Source organism: Citrobacter sp. Cpo037, from assembly GCF_030332945.1.
In the GTDB taxonomy this organism is placed as follows: domain Bacteria; phylum Pseudomonadota; class Gammaproteobacteria; order Enterobacterales; family Enterobacteriaceae; genus Citrobacter; species Citrobacter portucalensis.
The window spans coordinates 98,015-119,385 of the sequence record NZ_JAOWGW010000044.1 but is presented as its reverse complement, the minus strand read 5'-3'; the positions used below and the strand labels follow the sequence as shown (position 1 = coordinate 119,385).

Genomic DNA, 21,371 nt, shown 5'->3' with positions numbered 1-21,371 from the left:
GCACATATGACTGATAACAACAAATCTAGTAAAACACCGAACGCTTGGATCGCCATTGACCATAACTTTTCAAGAGCTCAAGTATTAACATACTACACGCTACAGTTAAAAGGTGAACATTCACTGCACCAAGCCATCTCCGACAATGATTGGATCTTAGTCCTAGATACTACAGGTAATATCACGCGAGTTGGACGAATCCTGCGGATACGTTCTGATCTTGAAACCACAACTATCTTTTTCGATCGAATGTTGCAGGTTAAGTCGGTGGTTTCGATCGGCATAACCCCATTCAAATTTCCTCCCAAAGACAGAGCGGGTCGTATCCAATGGACTGACTTCATTGAGACCTTGCCTAAAGAGTTCCACATAACCATTGCAGACATACCAAAGATCGAGGATCAAACTTACATCCGCGAACTGCTGCAACTAGCGGTGATGGACGACTTGCTTGGCCCTGCTGGTGGCCCTAATGAGCTCATCGTCGATATGGGTGTACGCGACCGCTACCTAGTTGGCAAACTCGCCCCACGTGAAGCAGCCGAAAGAGGACAAGAGTTTCCTGTTGATGCTGAAGATATTGAAGATCAAGAGCCAGACCTGATCGTCAAAGCGAAGACTGCAAAGGTGAACTCTCCCTCAGTCCTTGGTAGCGGCGAAACCGACACGGCAGAAGAGATTGATGCCGCCAGCAATCAGTCATTGGTGCCCAGTAGCCTCGGCATGACTTTCTGCGTGGATGGCGACGTCGATCGGGTTGAGATCGAAGCGCGTTGGGGACGGTATGAGCGTGTGCCAAATGATGAACATCAATTCTTTAAGTCCAATGGGCAAAAAGCTAAGGTGTGGAAACGCATTCCTTGTGGCGGCAAGATCGTACTCCCCCTGATCGAAGGCTCGATTTCACACAATGCTCCGGATAGTACTTCCCCGGAAGTTAGAGTGCAGGGCTCTATTCGAGCCAAAAATGACAATGGTGATCGACTGATTACACTCTTCCTCGTTAATGCGCAGGAAGAACCGGATACAAACCGTGATACGGCATGGGTGTTTCAACCAGAGCTGATCGTTCGAGCAGAGAAAGATGCTGCCAAGCCTGCCATTTTCAGGCGCAGGCCGGTACTAGATGCAGATGGTATGGACCCAGAGCGCGAAGCACTTGAGATGATCTACCGAGATCGTGTCGAGTTCGCCGTGGGTCATGGAGTTGCAGTTCATGCAGAAATAGCGGATGACGTCACACTAGCCACCGAAGTGCGTACCACAGTGATGCCACAGTACGAAGTTCAGGCAACTGAGACTCCTGGGCTTGAGCTATCCGATCGTCCAGCTATGCGAGAAATGGTCAGCAGTGGTCTGCTTGATATGCAACGACTAGCCACTTTGGACATTGACCCATTAGTTGATGCCTTGAGTGTGCTAACTAATGACTACGCTACCTGGATTGATGAACAGAACTTGAATGTGAGCAGCAAGGCCAAGGGCTTCAAAACCCAAGCCCAAGCGGCCTTAGATCGTTGTCAGGAGATCCATACCCGCCTGCAACAAGGTATCAATACACTTAAGCATAATGAGAATGCTCTGGCGGCCTTCCGTTTCGCCAACCAAGCGATGGCCACGCAGCGTATACGCAGCTTGTATGCACTTGCCATGCGCCGAGGCGAGGACGTTACCCTAGATAAGTTCGATGCTCTGAAGAACCGCAGCTGGCGTCCATTCCAGTTAGCTTTTCTGTTGCTGTCGATTCCATCCCTGGCGGATCCGTGTCACCCAGACCGAGTCAAACCTATTGAGGCTTATGCGGACCTGTTGTGGTTTCCTACCGGGGGTGGTAAGACTGAAGCCTATCTGGGTGTAGCCGCCTTCACCATGGCCATTCGACGTATGCAGGGCAATCTAGGCGGGTACGATAGCTCACGTGGTTTGACTGTGATAATGCGTTACACCCTTCGTTTGCTGACACTGCAACAGTTCCAGCGTGCTACAGCACTTATTTGTGCAATGGAAGTGCTGCGACGCGAGGCACTAAATAAGGGTGATAAGTCCCTCGGAACGGAGCCATTCACTATTGGCCTATGGGTCGGCAATAAAGTGACTCCGGGAACGACTGAAGATAGCCATAATGCTATCGAAAAAACACGTAACCCGGGTAGTTATAATGCGGGAACAGCCTCACCCGTCCAACTTACCAGCTGTCCATGGTGTGGTACCGAAATCATTCCTGGGCAAGATGTCGAAGTTAAAAAGGATAAAGCTGGCGGCCGAACGTTTATCTATTGTGGTGACAAAAAAGGACGTTGCGAATTTTCCAAGGGAAAGTCCAGCAAGCAACTACACCCTGGAATACCAGTACTGGTGGTAGATGAAGAAATCTACCATCGTCCTCCGACAATGATGATTGCCACAGTGGATAAGTTCGCCATGATGGCATGGCGTGGCCAAGTGCGGACTCTTTTTGGCCGAGTTGAAAAAGAATGTGAGCGGCACGGTTTACTCTGGCCTGGGGCCAATTGCACTGGAAACCACCAAGCATTCAAAGGACAACCTTCAGCTAAAGTGAAGGCCATCCCCCCCATCCGACCACCTGATTTAATAATCCAGGATGAGTTCCACCTAATAAGTGGGCCACTGGGTACCATGGTAGGTTTGTATGAAACTGCCGTCGATGAGCTGTGTAGCTGGACGCTCAACGGAAAAACAGTAAAACCGAAAATCATCGCCTCAACGGCGACGGTGCGCAAAGCCAAAGAACAAGTAAATAATGTATTTATGCGTCAAGTTTCGGTATTCCCGCCACATGGACTAGATGTGGAAGATAACTTCTTCTCAGTTCAACGCCACATTAAGGATAAATTTGGGCGACGTTATCTGGGAGTCTGCTCACCCGGTAGCTCGCGCCCAGCAATGCTTATTCGTGTCTATACCGCTTTCTTAACTGCGGCACAGGAACTATTTGACCACTTCGGTGAACCTGCTGATCCTTATATGACTATGGTCGGCTACTTCAACTCTCTGCGTGAACTAGGTGGAATGAAGCGATTGGCAGAAGATGATGTGCAGACACGTTCCTATCGCGTGCAAATGAGCATGGTGGAACGGCCTGCATTGGCACAACGTAGTGTCAACAACATCCGCGAATTGACTTCTCGTGTATCCAGCCAGGATATCCCAAAGTACCTCGACAATCTTGAGGTCAAGTTTAAGGCCGAGTTTGATAACTCTGCAGGTAAATACGTAACGAAATGGCAGGAGGGTGATACTCGTGCTATTGATGTAGTGCTGGCGACCAATATGCTATCAGTGGGAGTCGATGTGAATAGACTCGGCCTGATGGCAGTGAATGGACAACCTAAGGGAACGGCCGAGTATATTCAGGCTACCAGTCGTGTTGGACGTTCATTCCCCGGCCTAGTTTGCACCGTACTTACGTGGGCCCGACCGCGTGACCTCTCTCATTACGAAACATTCGAACATTACCACGCCACCTTCTACAAGCATGTTGAGGCACAATCGGTAACGCCATTCTCTCCACGTGCTATGGATCGTGGTTTGACAGGGTCGTTGCTAAGTCTTATGCGTCTGAAGAATAACGAGTTCAGCCCGAATGAAGGTGCGGGTAAATTGGATATGTCAAACCAGAGTGAACTCGCTCATGCAATTGAAGTTTTAGCGACTCGTGCAGGCAATGTAGCAGAAGATAATACACGTAAGTTGTTAGCTGAAAATGAACTGAAAGAGCGTGCCGACGAATGGGCCAAAGAGGCCAGTAAAGGCGGACGAATTTTGGGATATGAAAAGAGAGGCCCCGAAAAAGACAAGACTGTGGCGTTGATCAAATCACCAGGGCTTCAAGCGTGGGACAACTGGACTGTACCTATGTCAATGCGAGAAGTTGAGTCTGGAGTACGCCTGATTATGGACACCAAATTTATCAAGGACGATCACGATTGGAAGCCTCGTCCTGCAACGAATGACGAGGATTGAATATGATCATCAATAACAAAACTCCAGTCGGCGAAGTACGCCCAAGCCAGTTGCTATGGACTTATGGGCCTGGCGCGCTAATCGATCTACCGAGCCTATCTGTAGTGACACTAGGTATTGACCAGTGGGAGCGAGATCGCTGCCAGCCAATTCAAGAGGCCCGGCTTCTTGCTGCTGTTCGGAAAGTATTAGGATCACAAGTCGAAAATTTGAGAATGCCGCCCTTTCAGAAAAGTGAGCTCGTTGACCCTTGGTCAGCCGAGGCCAACATAGGTGTACCTGTTCGTCCATTTCCTCGCTGGATGCGCTGTGTAAAGTGTGGTTTGTTGTCGCCCTTTGATGATGGTCTGCTTGAGATCAGAGAGGATCGATTCAGGGCCGAACGAACTCGCTTTGTTCACAAAGGTTGTACAGGTTCTAAAAGGAATTTACCCGCTAAGGATGCTGATGCCGTTCCAGCACGTTTTCTGCTTGCCTGTCGTGACGGTCACCTAGATGACTTTCCTTGGCACTACTTTGTCCATGGTGGCAATAGTACCTGCAAAGGGACACTGCGCTTCTTTGAGAGCGGTGCATCCTTACAAACCGAAAACCTGTGGGTACGGTGTGATAGCTGTGAGGCATCACGAAGCATGGCCCATGCCTTCGGCAAAGCCGGTAAAGAAAATCTTCCAGCTTGTCGAGGTCGCCACCCACATTTGGATCAATTCGACATTGACTGCGGTGAAGAACCACGGGCAGTACTGCTAGGAGCCACAAACAGCTGGTTTCCGATAACGCTTTCTGCATTGGCCATACCCCAAACAAAAAATCCTCTCAGTCAGTTGATTCAAGATGGATGGCCGTTCTTTGAAGCAATTACAGCTGAAGTCATGGTTCCCATCGTTGTGCAGACACTCAAGCTAACTGGCGGTCTCCCTGGAATCGACAAATATAGCGTGTCAGACATCTGGTCAGCCATCGAAATGCATCGTTCTGGTGGCGATAGCGAATTTGTAGGTGAAGCCGATATCAAAGGTCCAGAATGGGAAGTGCTGACAGAGGCCAACCCTCCCACGGATTATCCACACTTCATGAGTAAGAAGATCGGAACCCCAGCACAATTCATACCGTACATCAGCCGTGTATTACTACTTGAACGACTACGAGAGGTTAATGCTCTGCTTGGTTTTACTCGAGTAGAGGCGCCAGAAGGATCCGGAGAGATAAATGAACGTCCTCAGATGGCTAGCTTGGCACGCAATAAACCTGAATGGGTGCCAGCTAACCAGGTGCATGGGGAAGGTATCTTCATCCAATTCGATGAAAAAGCTCTTGTAGATTGGGAATCACTGGATGCCGTCAAGCAAGTAGACAAGATGCTTCGTGGTGGGCATACCGGTTGGCGTAACTCTCGTAATCTCGATCCGAATGAAGATTACCCAGGTATCCGATATGCCATGCTGCATACCCTATCTCATTTGTTGATCCGTGAACTAGCCCTGGAATGTGGATACAACGCAGCAAGTATTCGCGAACGTATCTATGCTGATACATCAAACGGCAGTCCACAAGCTGGTATCTTGATCTACACGGCAGCAGCTGATTCTGATGGCACACTGGGTGGTCTTGTAGATCTTGGTAAACCAGAGAATCTTGGTCGCCTGCTGGTACAAGCATTAAATCGTTCTAAGATCTGTTCTTCTGACCCACTATGTTCTGAACATAACCCGGAGAAAGATCGGTCATTACATGCCGCAGCCTGCCATGCATGTACTCTGGTAGCAGAAACCTCTTGTGAGCAAGGCAATCGCTATTTGGATCGATCACTATTAGTACCAACACTTGAGCGTATTCACGCTGCATTTTTTAAGGGTTTTTAACATGGATGAACTCTTAGATGCTGTTGCCGAGCTAGTTTGTCTAGTTTCTCCTGAAAAGATACAAGCGATCGCTGGCCGAATTCGACGGACTGAAGCCTGCAAGGCTCTGCTGGTACTGCCAGGTGCAGTAGGAACTCCCAAGGCAAGTAAAGCTATTGAGAGACTAGCAATTGCATGGCGAAACACCATGGTCAATTCAGATGAACTAGCATCTATGCTTCTTGCTGCAAGCCATGTTTACTTTAAAGTTAGCTCTGAGCAAAGTACTGAACTTGTATGGACTGGTCCAACAACACCTTTTGTATCTGTTCGCCGTACAGAGCAAGTGCTGCTACAAATAATCAATGCGGCAAAACAGTCTTTATTTATTACCAGCTTTGTTGCCTATGATGTGTCGAGTATTGTGAATGAATTGAATATGGCTATAAAGCGTGGCGTTACCATTACAATGTTGCTGGAATCTTCACAAGAGCATGGTGGTAGTATCAATATTGATATAATCGGTAAGATGCAGACGCTTATACCTGGCGCACATATTTACGCCTGGAATAATAAAAACAATGAATTTTCAGAAGGTCGCGTGCATGCGAAAGTAATTGTTGCCGATGGTCACACTTGTTTTATTACAAGCGCAAATCTAACTGGGTATGCCATGGAGAGAAACATTGAAGCAGGAGTTCTTATTACAGGCGGAGGGATTCCAGAAGCACTTAGTGATCATCTGTACTCTCTTATAAACACAAATATCATTAGTCTGATTTAATTTGTTCAGCTTGATATAAAAATGAATCTTCGTGCTAAGGATAAAAAAAATGAATACATATGAAAGTGGATTATTAGAAGTAGCTTGGTATCTGGCTAAGTATGGAAAAAAAAAGCCTCCTGAAGTTCTAGGTGTTGACACATGGAAAGCTGCAATATCACTATTTTATCCAACATTTGGTGCAGGTAAGACGAGAATTGAATTTTATAACAGTCTAAAAAACCACCGTGATCGTTTTGATTCGTGGCTAAGTGTTGTACGCACAGGCTGGCGGAATGCTGATGGTTCTCCTGGCGAGCTCCCGTTGTCTGCTCAGACTGTTATGAACAAAATGAACAAACTATCAGAGTCACTTATTGAACAAAAAATTCTATCTTGGCTGTCGATAACCCCCTCAGAACAAAAACTGGCTGATATATTACCTATTCAACAAGATAAAAGTCTGGATGAAACGATGAAAGAACGATTAATCGCTTCAAGGCTTGGACAAGGTGAATTCAGGAAAAAATGCCTTAAACTGTTCCCTGCCTGTCCTATAACTGGTATTTCTTTTCAACCTCTGTTAAGGGCTAGCCATATTAAGCCTTGGGCCGCGTGCCAGAATGGTCATGAGCGACTGGATCCTTATAATGGAATAATATTGGCAGCTCATATTGATGCTCTTTTTGACCAAGGATGGCTGTCATTTAGTAATAATGGGCACATCTTAATTAGCACTGAACTTGATTTTGAAGTAAAAACACAACTAAACTTACCTGAAAATATCCCACCATTCTCGGCACAGCATCATCACTATCTAAAATGGCATCGAGAAAATATATTAAGATCATGATATTATTTTCGTGGGAACAGTTGCACAAAAACACGCCAATTAAAAGCATGCTTCCTGAAGTATGTAAATAGATGAAATTAAGTATTTGTTAATCTATTCAGTGAAGCTTAAAGCAGACATCCAACCATCCTCATGTTCAGATGACTGCTTTACTGACATTTTTTTATCAAAGGTCCTCTTGGAGATAGATCGCCAGCAACACTATGTCGTATGTTACAAATACTATACTCAATAAGGCTTATCTATTTCCCTGAATTAATTTTCGCAAAATCAAAAGGACTCACTACCCCTTCCCGATTAACATCCAGAAAATCAGCCCACCACTGCAGCATCAGTCTGCGCTCATCCAGATGCTCAGCTTTATGAATGTAAGCAGCACGTACTGAGTTACGTTCCATATGGCTCATTTGCCGTTCCACGGCATCCCTCGACCACAATCCAGACTCAATCAACGAACTACAGGCCATTGTTCTGAAACCATGTCCACAAACCTCTACCTTCGTGTCATAACCCATAACGCGCAGCGCCTTGTTCACCGTGTTCTCACTCATCGGTTTGCGATGGTCGTGATCGCCAATGAAAACAAAATCGCGATCGCCACTAAGTTTGTGTACCTGTTTAAGGATTGCTAACGCCTGACGAGATAACGGCACCAAATGAGGTGTGCGCATTTTTGAGCCACGCTGTGAGTGTTTTACCCCTTCGATAGCTTCTCGCTCGGCTGGAATCGTCCACATTGATGTTTCAAAATCGATCTCAGACCATCGGGCAAAACGCAATTCGCTGGAACGAATGAAAACAAGAAGGGTTAGCTCAACAGCTAGGCGAGTTAGAGGCCTGCCGGTATAGTTATCAATCCGTCGAAGCAGTTCGGTAATACGTTTCAACTCTAATGCAGGTCTATGCTGACGGTTACTTGAAGCGACAGCACCAACCATCTCTTGCGCGGGATTGTAATCAAGTAAACCACTCTGAACGGCATATCTCATAATTGCAGTAGTGCGCTGCTGTAGACGGGATGCCACCTCTAGTCGCCCCGACAACTCTACCGCTTTGATTGGGGCTAGCAGGTCTCGAGTTTTGAGATCAGCAATATTCCGCTTACCTATGGCTGGAAAGAGGTTGTCCATTAGGCTTTTGAGCACTCGTCGACTATGTTCTTCCGACCACTTTTTATTTGTGGCATGCCACTCAATAGCAAGCTGCTCAAAAGTACGCGCTTCTTCCAGCTCAACCTTATCATTTTTCTTTTTATCTCCCGGATCGATGCTGTTTGCCAAAAGCTTACGAGCTTCATCACGGCGGGCTCTGGCATCTGCAAGAGATACGTCAGGGTAAACTCCTAAAGCCAGCATTTTTTGCTTTCCGCCAAATCGGTATTGCAAACGCCAGTATTTAGAACCATTGGGATGGACGAGAAGATGCATACCGTTGCCATCAGTCAGCTTATATTGCTTATCTGTTGGCTTAGCTGTTCTGACTTTGATATCTGTTAGAGCCATGCTTATCCCCTCCCTGTTGGTACAAGCATTATCGAACCGGAAATACCATCATCTGTACCAACATCTGTTGGTAGATGTACGTTGAAGTCGATTGACCTTGAGAGAGTTAATATAGCGGGAATGATGGGTAAATACTGGATTTCAGGCACAAAAAAAGACGTCCGTTGACGTCTATTGATGTTCCGATGGTGCCGAAGGCCGGACTCGAACCGGCACGTATTTCTACGGTTGATTTTGAATCAACTGCGTCTACCGATTTCGCCACTCCGGCACGGAAGGGATGCGGAAAACGTTGTGGATTATACCTGTCATGCTCCACCATGCAAGTGCCAGCACGCGATAGTCTCGCTAAGTGTTGAAAAAAACAGCGTCATTGCGCTTCGATCGCCCACGCTCCCTCCTTGCTCCAGCTATTCTCATCTCTCACCTGAATTTTTCCGGAATTTACCTCGCAAAAAAATGCAACGTGACCCGCTCGGTTTACATTTGCTGCCGTTTACTATGAGATGTCGTTACTGAATCACGTAATAGCGGTTACTCACCGCGCTCAGGACACCGTTATGCGTTTCTATCAGGTTGAACCCACGCTGGAGAACTACTGGCGCGGGATTATCCTTTTCGGCAAAAATGTGGCTTCCTACAAGTTTGCCCTCGCCCACGCGTTGTACGATCTCAAACCTGACGGCAGCGATCTGATCGCGCTTGAGGATCTGGCCGTACCATTCAGCGGCCATTTATGCCGTCATCTAAAACACGCACCAAAGCAGATTACCTCACGCAGCAGCCAGTTTATTACCGCCTGTACGCAATTCAATAACGGTGAAATTACACGTGATGAACTCACCGCCATCACCGTCCGCCAGGGGTTTAACAACGTGCTCGATGCCTTTCACAATGTGAATCAGGGTGAGATTGAGAAACGCTTTTTTATCGATGAGCGCAAAACGCATAAAGGCATCCGGATGACGGATAACTTTTACAACCTGGGTGAACGCCTGCAATACCGAAACTTCAGTTTTGAAACTGACGCACGCTGGAACCTGGTCGAGCAGGGCTGGGCAATGAATATATCCAGCCACCTGATTAACATTGAATATGACGACGATAACCAAATGTTGTTTAGCAGGAACAGCGATCGACGGGTGGCGATCTCCAGCTGTCGGGACAGCCTGAATGGTTATCAGAAGGGGCGCTGCTTCTACTGTTTTGCCCCCATAAGCCTGCAAGCTGGCGATGACACTTTCGCTGATGTTGATCATTTTATTCCGTGGAAAGCACGGGGACAGGTGGCGAATATCGATGGCGTCTGGAATCTGGTCCTCGCCTGCAAGGAGTGTAACCGTGGTGGGAAAGGTAAATTTGCCCAACTTCCTTCGACCAGGCTACTCCAGCGCCTACGGGACCGAAATGAATACTTCATTAACAGCCATCTTCCGCTGCGTGAAACGTTGATTCGTCAGACCGGTGCAACCCAGGCGCAGAGAAACACATTTTTGAACGACAGCTGGAACGAGGCGATTAAAATACTCTTTCACCAGTGGGAACCCATTGCACAAGGAACGGATACATTCTGATGACCCTTGAATATTACCAGCGCCATGCGCAAGATTTTTTCAGCTCGACGGTTAATGTCGATATGGAGTCGCTTTATCAACCTTTTCTGCAACGCATCACAGAAGGCGGACGTATTCTGGATGCGGGTTGCGGCTCGGGGCGCGACAGCAAAGCATTTCTTGAGAAAGGGTATAGGGTCGAGGCTTTCGACGCCTCATCGGAAATGGTTAACCTTGCCAGCCAGCATGCCGGGCTGCGCGTCAGACAGATGACATTCAACGATATCACCGATATTGAACACTATGATGGTATCTGGTGCTGCGCGTCGTTGCTGCATGTAAGTGCCGAAGAGTTACCAAGCGTAATGAGCAAACTCGCCCATGCGCTTAAAAAGGGCGGTACCTGGTATGTGTCGTTCAAATACGGTGAAACTGAACGAGTAAAAGACGGTCGCCACTTTACCGATCTCACCGAACAAGGGCTGGAAAAGCTGATCGCACCGCTGACGGATATCACGCTAATCAGCAGTTGGACGACGCGCGATAAGCGCCCCGACCGTGACGAAATGTGGCTCAATGCGCTGCTGCAGAAAAGGCCTTAATCCCCCCTTCTGCGAAGCGTCCCGTTTCCCCATGCTCTACACTTCCAGTTCAACACCACACTGAGGGAAACACGATGTCGATGATAAAAAGCTACGCTGCAAAAGCGGCGGGCAGCGAACTCGAACTCTATGAATATGATGCGGGCGAGTTTAAACCGGAAGATGTCGAAGTCCAGGTCGATTACTGCGGTATCTGCCATTCTGATTTGTCGATGATCGACAACGAATGGGGATTCTCTCAGTATCCGCTGGTTGCCGGGCATGAGGTGATTGGTCGCGTGGCGGCGCTCGGCAGCGCGGCGCAGGATAAGGGTCTAAAGGTTGGTCAGCGCGTCGGCGTTGGCTGGACGGCGCGCAGCTGCGGACATTGCGATGCCTGTATCAGCGGTAATCAGATCAACTGCCTTGAAGGGTCTGTTCCCACAATTCTTAATCGCGGTGGCTTTGCCGAGAAGCTGCGGGCCGACTGGCAGTGGGTGATCCCGTTGCCGGACAATATCGATCTGGCGGCCGCTGGCCCCTTACTGTGCGGCGGCATCACGGTGTTCAAACCACTGCTGATGCACCATATCACCGCCACCAGCCGCGTCGGGGTGATCGGCATCGGCGGCCTGGGGCATATCGCCATTAAGCTGTTACATGCGATGGGTTGCGAAGTGACCGCGTTCAGCTCCAATCCGGCGAAAGAGCAGGAAGTGCTGGCAATGGGGGCGGATAAAGTGGTCAACAGCCGCGATCCGGATGCGCTAAAAGCGCTGGCGGGCCAGTTCGATCTCATTATTAACACGGTTAACGTCGATCTCGACTGGCAGCCCTATTTTGAAGCGCTGGCCTACGGCGGTAACTTCCATACCGTCGGCGCGGTGCTGAAGCCGCTGCCGGTTCCGGCGTTCACCTTAATTGCCGGCGATCGCAGTATCTCTGGTTCGGCGACCGGTACGCCGTTCGAACTGCGCAAGCTGATGAAGTTTGCCGGGCGCAGCAAGGTGTCGCCCACCACCGAACTGTACCCGATGTCGCAAATTAACGAAGCTATCCAGCACGTGCGTGACGGCAAAGCCCGCTACCGCGTAGTGCTTAAAGCCGACTTCTGATCGTCTTTGCCGGGTGGCGTAAGCTTCCCGGCTATTCTCCCCGCTATTCCAGACAGGTTAAATTCTCCTCACAATCTCTGCAATTTAGCGGTGAAGAGTGCGTCACGGTTGCCTATACTCCAGGCAGGATAAATGGAGGAAATCTCAATGAGCGCACCCCTGCTAATTGCCCGCACGCCGGACACCGAATTGTTTTTACTGCCAGGTATGGCCAACCGCCACGGGCTGATTACCGGCGCGACCGGGACCGGTAAAACCGTCACGCTACAGAAACTGGCCGAATCGCTGTCCGAGATTGGCGTGCCGGTATTTATGGCCGATGTGAAAGGTGACTTAACCGGTGTAGCCGAGGAAGGACAAGCCTCTGAAAAGCTGCTCGCCCGCCTGAAAAATATCGGCATTACCGACTGGCAACCGCATGCTAATCCGGTCACCGTGTGGGATATCTTCGGCGAAAAAGGTCATCCCGTGCGGGCTACTGTATCTGACCTCGGACCGCTGCTGCTGGCCCGTCTGCTGAACCTCAACGACGTGCAGTCCGGTGTGCTGGATATTATCTTCCGTATTGCCGATGACCAGGGATTGCTGCTGCTCGATTTCAAAGACCTGCGGGCTATCACCCAATACATTGGCGATAACGCTAAATCCTTCCAGAATCAGTACGGCAATATCAGTAGCGCCTCGGTCGGGGCTATCCAGCGCGGGCTGCTGTCGCTGGATCAACAGGGCGCGGCACACTTCTTTGGCGAACCGATGCTGGACATCAAAGACTGGATGCGTACCGACGCCAGCGGCAAAGGGATGATTAATATCCTCAGCGCCGAGAAGCTCTATCAGATGCCCAAACTGTACGCTGCCAGCCTGCTGTGGATGCTCTCCGAACTGTACGAACAATTGCCGGAAGCGGGCGATCTGGAGAAGCCAAAACTGGTGTTCTTCTTCGATGAAGCGCACCTGCTGTTCAACGATGCCCCGCAGGTGCTGCTGGATAAAATCGAGCAGGTGATCCGCCTGATCCGCTCGAAAGGGGTCGGCGTGTGGTTCGTCTCGCAAAACCCGTCGGATATTCCGGACAACGTGCTTGGTCAGTTGGGGAACCGCGTGCAGCACGCCCTGCGCGCGTTCACCCCGAAAGACCAGAAAGCGGTGAAAAGCGCGGCGCAAACCATGCGCGCCAACCCGGCATTTGATACCGAAAAAGCCATTCAGGAGCTGGGAACTGGTGAGGCGCTGGTGTCGTTTCTGGACGCCAAAGGCAGCCCTTCTGTGGTTGAACGGGCGATGGTGATTGCGCCATGCTCACGGATGGGACCGGTGACGGACGACGAGCGCAACGGGCTGATTAATCACTCTTCGCTGTACGGCAAATATGAAGAAGATATCGACCGCGAGTCCGCCTATGAACGTTTGCAGCAAGGCGTGCAGGCCAGTACCGAGCAGCAAAATACGCCCCCCGCCAACGGTAAAGCTGTCGATGTGGATGGCGGTATTCTCGGTGGGTTGAAGGATATTCTGTTTGGCAGCACCGGACCGCGTGGCGGTAAGCGCGATGGCGTGGTGCAGAGCGTGGCGAAAAGCGCGGCGCGACAAGTTACCAATCAGATAATCCGCGGTATGCTGGGGAGTTTGATGGGCGGGAGAAAACGCTAGCCCGTGTTACGTTGCCGGATGGCGGCGTAAACGCCTTATCCGGCCTACGGGTCCGGAATAGGCCTGAAAAGCACAACGCCATCAGGCCTACGATTACTGTGATTATGACTTACGTAGCATCAGCCACAGGCTTATCAGGAAGAAGCTGGCGCTTGGCAGCAGCGCACCGATAATCGGCGGAATGCCGTACACCAGCGTCAGTGGGCCAAAGATTTGGTCCAGCACATAGAACACAAAGCCAAAGCTAATCCCTGTCACCACGCGCACGCCCATCGGGACGCTACGCAGCGGACCAAAGATAAACGACAGCGCCATCAGCATCATGACCGCCACAGACAGCGGCTGGAAGACTTTGCTCCACATATTGAGCTGGTAGCGTCCGGCATCCTGGCCGCTCGACTTCAGGTACTTCACATAGTTATGCAAACCACTAATCGACAGCGCGTCAGGATCCAACGCCACGACGCCGAGCTTGTCGGGCGTCAGGTTGGTTTTCCAGGTGCCGCTCACCGTTTGCGAGCCGGTGATTTGTTTCGGATCGGTCAGGTTGGATTCATCTACCTGCGACAAACGCCAGACCTTCTGCTCCGGGTCAAACGTCGCGCTTGCGGCATAGCGTACAGACTGCAGACGGCGCTTGTCGTTAAACGAGTAGATGCTAATCCCGCCTAACTCGGCGTCGCCTTTCACCCGCTCGATGTAGACAAAGCTGTCACCGTCTTTCGCCCACAAACCCTGCTGGGTAGAGAGCAGCGAGCCGCCGTACATCTGCTGCGCACGGTAGTTACGCGCCATCTGTTCGCCTTGTGGCGCGACCCATTCGCCGATAGCCATCGTCAGCAGCACCAGCGGAATCGCGGTTTTCATCACCGACAACGCCACCTGCATACGGGTAAAGCCGGAAGCCTGCATCACCACCAGTTCACTGCGCTGGGCCAGCATGCCCAGCCCCAGCAATGCCCCCAGCAGCGCCGCCATCGGGAAGAAGATCTGAATATCTTTCGGCGCACTGAGCAGGGTATACAGCCCGGCGCCCATCGCATCGTAGCTCCCCTGCCCGGCTTTTTTCAGCTGGTCAACGAACTTGATGATCCCGGAGAGCGACACCAGCATGAACAGCGTCATCATGATGGTGGTGAAAATGGTTTTACCGATATAGCGGTCAAGTACACCAAAAGGCTGCATTATACCGCTCCTTTACGCATAAAACGGGCACGCAAGCGGCGCATCGGCACCGTATCCCAGAGGTTAAGCACAATCGCCAGCGCCAGATACGCCAGGTTAACCGTCCACATCCAGAACACCGGATCCAGCTTACCTTTACCGCCGTTCGACTTCAGCGACGTCTGAACCAGGAAGAACAGCAAATAGAGCAGCATTGCTGGCAGCATCGACAGCACGCGACCTTGACGCGGGTTCACCACGCTCAGCGGTACGACCATCAGTGCCATCATAAATACGGTGAATACTAACGTGATACGCCAGGTCAGCTCCGCGCGGGCACGATCGGTGTCGGTCGTCCACAGCGTACGCATGTTCATCTGGTCGGTATCGTTTGGATCCAGTGCCACGGCCTGATGACCGATAATCGCCTGATAATCCTGGAAGTCAGTAATGCGGAAATCGCGCAGCAGCGCGGTACCTTCAAAGCGCGTGCCCTGGTTCAGCGTCACAACCTGAGAGCCATCGCGCATCTGGGTAAGATGTCCGGAATCGGCTACGACGACCGAAGGACGAGCGTTGCCTTTCGGGCGGATTTGCGCGAGGAACACGTCTTTGAAGTTGCTGCCGTCAACGCTTTCGATAAACAGCACCGAACTGCCGTTGGTCGCCTGCTGGAATTGCCCCTGAGCAAGCGCCGCCATACCGGGGTTCGCTTTCGCCTCCGCCAGGACTTCGTCCTGATGTCTGGAGGACCACGGTCCAGCCCACATCACGTTGACCGCCGCAATAATACTGGTAAACAGCGCCAGCACCATCGCCGCTTTCACGAGCACTGCCTTGCTCAGCCCGCAGGCGTGCATGACCGTAATTTCGCTTTCGGTATACAGTTTGCCCAGCGTCATCAATAGCCCGAGGAACAGGCTTAAGGGCAAGATAAGTTGCGCCATTTCTGGCACGCCCAGCCCCAGCAGCGAGAGCACCAGATTTGCCGGGATATCACCGTCAACCGCCGCACCAAGGATCCTGACCAACTTTTGACAAAAGAAGATCAAAAGCAGGATGAATAGGATCGCAAGTTGGCTTTTGAGCGTTTCCCGAACCAGATATCTTATGATTATCACTTTAAATACGCCCGTAAAAACCCGTCTTTTGCCGGAATTTAGCTTGTTTCATGGCTTAAACGTCATTTATTCTCTTGAGTCGTCGAAATCGTCGCTAAGATCATTATACTCAACGGATCCACCTCTCAGAAATTGTTCTGACGTGCCAATGCCGTAATAACGTTAAGATTAACACGAAGTCACCGCAACAGCGGGTATGAGTTACGAAAGCTTGCAATTCTATCCGTAGCCACCGCCGTTGTCTTTAAGATTCAGGAGCGTAGTGCATGGAGTTCAGTGTAAAAAGCGGTAGCCCGGAGAAACAGCGGAGTGCGTGCATCGTCGTGGGTGTCTTTGAACCACGCCGCCTCTCTCCGATTGCAGAGCAGCTCGACAAGATCAGCGACGGGTACATCAGCGCACTGCTGCGTCGCGGCGAACTGGAAGGCAAACCGGGTCAAACCCTGTTGCTGCACCATGTTCCTAACGTTCTGTCTGAGCGAATTCTCCTCATTGGATGTGGCAAAGAGCGCGAACTTGATGAGCGCCAGTACAAGCAGGTCATTCAGAAAACCATCAATACGCTGAATGATACTGGCTCAATGGAAGCCGTCTGCTTTCTGACCGAGCTGCACGTCAAAGGGCGCAATAACTACTGGAAAGTGCGTCAGGCCGTTGAGACGGCACAGGAAACGCTGTACAGCTTTGATCAACTGAAGACCAACAAAAGCGAGCCACGTCGCCCGCTGCGTAAAATGGTCTTCAATGTGCCGACCCGCCGCGAACTGACCAGCGGTGAGCGTGCGATCCAACACGGTCTGGCGATCGCCGCCGGCATCAAAGCGGCAAAAGATCTTGGCAACATGCCGCCGAACATCTGTAACGCCGCCTACCTGGCCTCTCAGGCGCGCCAGCTGGCAGACAGCTACAGCAAAAATGTTGTGACCCGTGTGATCGGCGAGCAACAAATGAAAGAGCTGGGCATGCACTCTTATCTGGCCGTCGGTCACGGCTCGCAGAACGAGTCGCTGATGTCGGTCATCGAGTACAAAGGCAATCCGTCCGAAGACGCGCGTCCGATCGTGCTGGTCGGTAAAGGGTTAACCTTTGACTCCGGCGGTATCTCCATCAAACCAGCCGAAGGCATGGATGAGATGAAATACGACATGTGCGGCGCGGCAGCGGTATACGGCGTGATGCGCATGGTGGCCGAGCTTCAGATCCCCATCAACGTTGTCGGCGTGCTGGCGGGCTGTGAAAACATGCCGGGTGGCCGCGCGTATCGCCCAGGCGACGTGCTGACCACCATGTCTGGACAGACCGTTGAAGTGCTCAATACGGATGCCGAAGGCCGTCTGGTGCTGTGCGACGTGTTAACCTACGTCGAGCGCTTTGAGCCAGAAGCAGTGATTGACGTCGCGACCCTGACCGGCGCGTGCGTGATTGCGCTGGGCCATCACATCACCGGCCTGATGTCGAACCACAACCCGCTGGCGCATGAGCTGATCGGTGCGTCCGAGCAGGCTGGTGACCGCGCGTGGCGTTTGCCGCTGGGTGATGAATACCAGGAGCAGTTAGAGTCCAACTTTGCGGATATGGCGAACATCGGCGGACGTCCTGGCGGTGCCATTACCGCGGGCTGCTTCCTGTCACGCTTTACCCGTAAGTACAACTGGGCGCACCTGGATATCGCCGGTACCGCATGGCGTTCAGGGAAAGCCAAAGGCGCAACCGGTCGTCCAGTGGCGCTGCTGTCGCAGTTCCTGCTCAATCGTGCCGGTTTTAACGGCGAAGAGTGATGTAAAACGCCGGGTGGCGGCTTCGCCTTACCCGGCCGACAACGTTACTCAACCGTAGGCCGGGTAAGCGTAGCGCCACCCGGCTTTGCATTTAAATCCACAACAAGAAGCCCCATATCATGAGAAACGCAACGTTCTATATTCTGGACAATGACAACACCGTCGATGGCTTAAGCGCCGTTGAACAACTGGTGTGTGAAATTGCCGCAGAACGTTGGCGTGCTGGCAAGCGCGTGCTGATCGCCTGTGAAAACGAAAAGCAGGCTCTTCGACTGGATGAAGCTCTGTGGGCGAGACCGGCAGAAAGTTTTGTTCCGCATAATCTGGCGGGAGAAGGCCCCAGAGGCGGCGCGCCGGTAGAGATTGCCTGGCCGGAGAAACGCAATAGCAGCCCGCGCGACCTGCTCATCAGTTTGCGCGTTGGCTTTGCAGATTTTGCCACCGCTTTCACAGAAGTGATAGACTTCGTTCCTTACGAAGATTCTTTGAAACAATCGGCACGCGATCGCTACAAAGCTTACCGCGTGGCTGGTTTTAACCTGAATACGGCAACCTGGAAATAATGGAAAAGACATACAACCCACAAGATATCGAACAGCCGCTTTACGAGCACTGGGAAAAGCAGGGCTATTTCAAACCTAACGGCGATGAAAGCAAAGAGTCCTTCTGCATCATGATCCCGCCGCCGAACGTCACCGGCAGTTTGCATATGGGTCATGCTTTCCAGCAAACCATCATGGATACCATGATTCGCTACCAGCGCATGCAGGGTAAAAACACCCTGTGGCAGGCCGGTACCGACCACGCGGGTATCGCTACCCAGATGGTGGTTGAGCGTAAGATTGCCGCTGAAGAAGGTAAAACCCGTCACGACTACGGTCGCGAAGCGTTTATCGACAAAATCTGGCAGTGGAAAGCGGAATCCGGCGGCACCATTACCCGTCAGATGCGCCGTCTCGGCAACTCCGTTGACTGGGAGCGCGAGCGCTTCACTATGGACGAAGGTCTTTCCAATGCCGTGAAAGAAGTCTTTGTTCGCCTGTACAAAGAAGATCTGATCTACCGTGGCAAGCGTCTGGTCAACTGGGACCCGAAACTGCGCACCGCTATTTCTGATCTGGAAGTGGAAAACCGCGAGTCTAAAGGCTCCATGTGGCACATCCGCTATCCGCTGGCTGACGGCGCAAAAACCGCAGACGGTAAAGATTACCTGGTCGTCGCCACCACCCGTCCGGAAACCGTACTGGGTGATACCGGCGTGGCTGTGAACCCGGAAGATCCGCGCTATAAAGATCTGATTGGCAAATTCGTTGTTCTGCCGCTGGTTAACCGCCGCATTCCGATCGTCGGTGATGAACACGCCGACATGGAAAAAGGCACCGGCTGCGTGAAGATCACCCCGGCACACGACTTTAACGACTACGAAGTCGGGAAACGTCACGGCCTGCCGATGATCAACATTCTGACCTTTGACGGTGACATCCGTGAAACCGCGGAAGTGTACGACACCAAAGGCGAAGAGTCCGACGTTTACTCCAATGAAATCCCGGCTGAGTTCCAGAAGCTGGAACGTTTTGCTGCGCGTAAAGCGGTGGTTGCCGCCGTTGATGCGCTGGGCCTGCTGGAAGAAATTAAACCGCACGACCTGACCGTACCTTACGGCGACCGTGGCGGCGTGGTTATCGAACCGATGCTGACCGACCAGTGGTACGTCCGTGCCGACGTGCTGGCAAAACCGGCGGTTGAAGCGGTTGAGAACGGCGACATCCAGTTCGTACCGAAGCAGTACGAAAACATGTACTTCTCCTGGATGCGTGATATTCAGGACTGGTGTATTTCCCGTCAGCTGTGGTGGGGTCACCGTATCCCGGCATGGTATGACAACGACGGCAACGTCTACGTTGGCCGTACCGAAGACGAAGTGCGTCAGGAAAACAACCTCGGCGCCGACGTTGCACTGCGCCAAGACGAAGACGTTCTCGATACCTGGTTCTCTTCTGCACTGTGGACCTTCTCTACGCTGGGCTGGCCGGAAAATACCGACGCACTGCGTCAGTTCCACCCAACCAGCGTGATGGTTTCCGGCTTCGACATTATCTTCTTCTGGATTGCCCGCATGATCATGATGACCATGCACTTCATCAAAGATGAAAACGGCAAGCCGCAGGTTCCGTTCAAGACCGTCTACATGACCGGTCTGATTCGCGACGACGAAGGTCAGAAGATGTCCAAATCCAAGGGCAACGTGATTGACCCACTGGATATGGTCGACGGTATCTCTCTGGCAGAACTGCTGGAGAAACGTACCGGCAACATGATGCAGCCGCAGCTGGCTGAGAAAATTGCCAAGCGTACCGAGAAGCAGTTCCCGGACGGCATCGAGCCGCACGGCACCGACGCCCTGCGTTTCACCCTGGCAGCGCTGGCCTCTACTGGTCGCGATATCAACTGGGACATGAAGCGTCTGGAAGGTTACCGTAACTTCTGTAACAAGCTGTGGAACGCCAGCCGCTTCGTGCTGATGAACACCGAAGATCAGGATTGCGGCTTCAACGGTGGCGAAATGACCCTGTCGCTGGCGGATCGCTGGATCCTCGCTGAATTCAACCAGACCATCAAAGCGTACCGCGAAGCGCTGGATAACTTCCGCTTCGATATCGCCGCGGGCATTCTGTACGAGTTCACCTGGAACCAGTTCTGTGACTGGTATCTGGAACTGACCAAGCCGGTCATGAACGGCGGTTCCGAGTCTGAACTGCGCGGCACCCGCAATACGCTGGTTACCGTGCTGGAAGGTCTGCTGCGCCTGGCGCACCCGATCATTCCGTTCATCACCGAGACCATCTGGCAGCGCGTGAAAGTGATTTGTGGCAACACTGCAGATACCATCATGCTGCAGCCGTTCCCGGAATATAACGCCGCACAGGTTGATGAAGCCGCGCTGGCCGATACCGAATGGCTGAAGCAGGCGATCGTTGCCGTACGTAACATCCGTGCGGAAATGAACATCGCCCCGGGCAAACCGCTGGAGCTGCTGCTGCGTGGTTGCAGCGCTGACGCAATGCGTCGTGTGAACGACAACCGTAGCTTCCTGCTGAACCTGGCACGTCTGGAAAGCATTACCGTGCTGCCAGCCGATGACAAAGGCCCGGTCTCCGTGACCAAAATCATCGACGGCGCCGAGCTGCTGATCCCGATGGCTGGCCTCATCAACAAAGAAGATGAGCTGGCGCGTCTGGCAAAAGAAGTAGCGAAAATCGAAGGTGAGATTGCCCGTATCGAAGGCAAACTTTCCAACGAAGGTTTCGTTGCCCGCGCACCGGAAGCAGTTATCGCCAAAGAGCGTGAGAAGCTGGACGGTTACGCAGAAGCCAAAGCGAAGCTGATTGAACAGCAGGCGGTCATCGCCGCGCTGTAATTGCCTATGCCGGATAGCGCTGCGCTTATCCGGCAAACGGGCACCGTC

Annotated in this window: 15 protein-coding genes and 1 tRNA gene; 11 read left to right on the top strand and 5 right to left on the bottom strand. The window is 51.7% G+C overall.

What is annotated here, in order from left to right; genetic code table 11:
* The first annotated feature begins 6 nt into the window (after positions 1 to 6).
* From drmA to OGX94_RS05905, 4 genes are read left to right on the top strand one after another with little or no spacing between them, the layout of a single operon-like run.
* Positions 7 to 3,984: a DISARM system helicase DrmA gene (gene drmA / locus OGX94_RS05920; protein ID WP_268063724.1), complete on the top strand. Its 3,978-nt coding sequence runs from the start codon at positions 7 to 9 to the stop codon at positions 3,982 to 3,984.
* A 2-nt stretch (positions 3,985 to 3,986) separates the two neighbouring features.
* On the top strand, positions 3,987 to 5,846 hold the full coding sequence (gene drmB, locus OGX94_RS05915; RefSeq protein WP_046458785.1) for an MrfA Zn-binding domain-containing protein: 1,860 nt from the start codon (positions 3,987 to 3,989) through the stop codon (positions 5,844 to 5,846).
* A gap of 1 nt (position 5,847) precedes the next feature.
* Positions 5,848 to 6,609: a DISARM system phospholipase D-like protein DrmC gene (gene drmC, locus OGX94_RS05910; protein WP_268063723.1), complete on the top strand. Its 762-nt coding sequence runs from the start codon at positions 5,848 to 5,850 to the stop codon at positions 6,607 to 6,609.
* 49 nt (positions 6,610 to 6,658) lie between these two features.
* Complete coding sequence (locus OGX94_RS05905; protein ID WP_202633486.1) at positions 6,659 to 7,441, top strand: HNH endonuclease; 783 nt, start codon at positions 6,659 to 6,661, stop codon at positions 7,439 to 7,441.
* Between the two features lie 242 nt (positions 7,442 to 7,683).
* Here the strand turns inward: OGX94_RS05905 and OGX94_RS05900 are convergent, their stop codons facing one another.
* Both OGX94_RS05900 and OGX94_RS05895 read right to left on the bottom strand, forming a co-directional pair.
* Entirely contained in the window at positions 7,684 to 8,943 is a 1,260-nt protein-coding gene (locus OGX94_RS05900) for a tyrosine-type recombinase/integrase (protein WP_268063722.1), read from the bottom strand.
* A 186-nt stretch (positions 8,944 to 9,129) separates the two neighbouring features.
* Positions 9,130 to 9,214, bottom strand: a tRNA-Leu gene (locus OGX94_RS05895).
* A 289-nt stretch (positions 9,215 to 9,503) separates the two neighbouring features.
* Between OGX94_RS05895 and OGX94_RS05890 the strand changes: the two genes are divergently transcribed.
* The 4 genes from OGX94_RS05890 (at position 9,504) to OGX94_RS05875 (ending at position 13,842) form a co-directional block, all read left to right on the top strand.
* Entirely contained in the window at positions 9,504 to 10,517 is a 1,014-nt protein-coding gene (locus OGX94_RS05890) for an HNH endonuclease (RefSeq protein WP_063941027.1), read from the top strand.
* Positions 10,517 to 11,098: a class I SAM-dependent methyltransferase gene (locus tag OGX94_RS05885; RefSeq protein WP_149335671.1), complete on the top strand. Its 582-nt coding sequence runs from the start codon at positions 10,517 to 10,519 to the stop codon at positions 11,096 to 11,098. Before OGX94_RS05890 ends, OGX94_RS05885 begins: the two co-directional genes overlap by 1 nt.
* Before the next feature lie 74 nt (positions 11,099 to 11,172).
* On the top strand, positions 11,173 to 12,192 hold the full coding sequence (ahr, locus tag OGX94_RS05880; protein ID WP_286568872.1) for an NADPH-dependent aldehyde reductase Ahr: 1,020 nt from the start codon (positions 11,173 to 11,175) through the stop codon (positions 12,190 to 12,192).
* A 147-nt stretch (positions 12,193 to 12,339) separates the two neighbouring features.
* A complete protein-coding gene (locus tag OGX94_RS05875; RefSeq protein WP_003830246.1) occupies positions 12,340 to 13,842 on the top strand; it encodes a helicase HerA-like C-terminal domain-containing protein in 1,503 nt (500 codons plus the stop codon).
* A gap of 102 nt (positions 13,843 to 13,944) precedes the next feature.
* Here the strand turns inward: OGX94_RS05875 and lptG are convergent, their stop codons facing one another.
* From lptG to OGX94_RS05860, 3 genes are all read right to left on the bottom strand, one after another.
* The gene (lptG, locus tag OGX94_RS05870) at positions 13,945 to 15,027 is read right to left on the bottom strand and encodes an LPS export ABC transporter permease LptG (protein WP_008786067.1); all 1,083 of its coding nucleotides are present in this window, start codon (positions 15,025 to 15,027) and stop codon (positions 13,945 to 13,947) included.
* On the bottom strand, positions 15,027 to 16,127 hold the full coding sequence (gene lptF / locus OGX94_RS05865; RefSeq protein ID WP_032942200.1) for an LPS export ABC transporter permease LptF: 1,101 nt from the start codon (positions 16,125 to 16,127) through the stop codon (positions 15,027 to 15,029). Before lptF ends, lptG begins: the two co-directional genes overlap by 1 nt.
* A 62-nt stretch (positions 16,128 to 16,189) precedes the next feature.
* Positions 16,190 to 16,240 carry a hypothetical protein gene (locus OGX94_RS05860; RefSeq protein WP_212723231.1) on the bottom strand — a complete coding sequence of 17 codons (51 nt, stop codon included), beginning with the start codon at positions 16,238 to 16,240 and terminating at the stop codon, positions 16,190 to 16,192.
* Positions 16,241 to 16,393: 153 nt separating this feature from the next.
* Between OGX94_RS05860 and pepA the strand changes: the two genes are divergently transcribed.
* From pepA to OGX94_RS05845, 3 genes are all read left to right on the top strand, one after another.
* Complete coding sequence (pepA, locus tag OGX94_RS05855) at positions 16,394 to 17,905, top strand: leucyl aminopeptidase (RefSeq protein WP_257662256.1); 1,512 nt, start codon at positions 16,394 to 16,396, stop codon at positions 17,903 to 17,905.
* Between the two features lie 119 nt (positions 17,906 to 18,024).
* A complete protein-coding gene (holC, locus tag OGX94_RS05850) occupies positions 18,025 to 18,468 on the top strand; it encodes a DNA polymerase III subunit chi (protein ID WP_003830256.1) in 444 nt (147 codons plus the stop codon).
* Positions 18,468 to 21,323: a valine--tRNA ligase gene (locus tag OGX94_RS05845; protein WP_008786064.1), complete on the top strand. Its 2,856-nt coding sequence runs from the start codon at positions 18,468 to 18,470 to the stop codon at positions 21,321 to 21,323. The genes holC and OGX94_RS05845 overlap by 1 nt, the downstream gene beginning before the upstream one ends.
* The last annotated feature ends 48 nt before the right edge of the window (positions 21,324 to 21,371 follow it).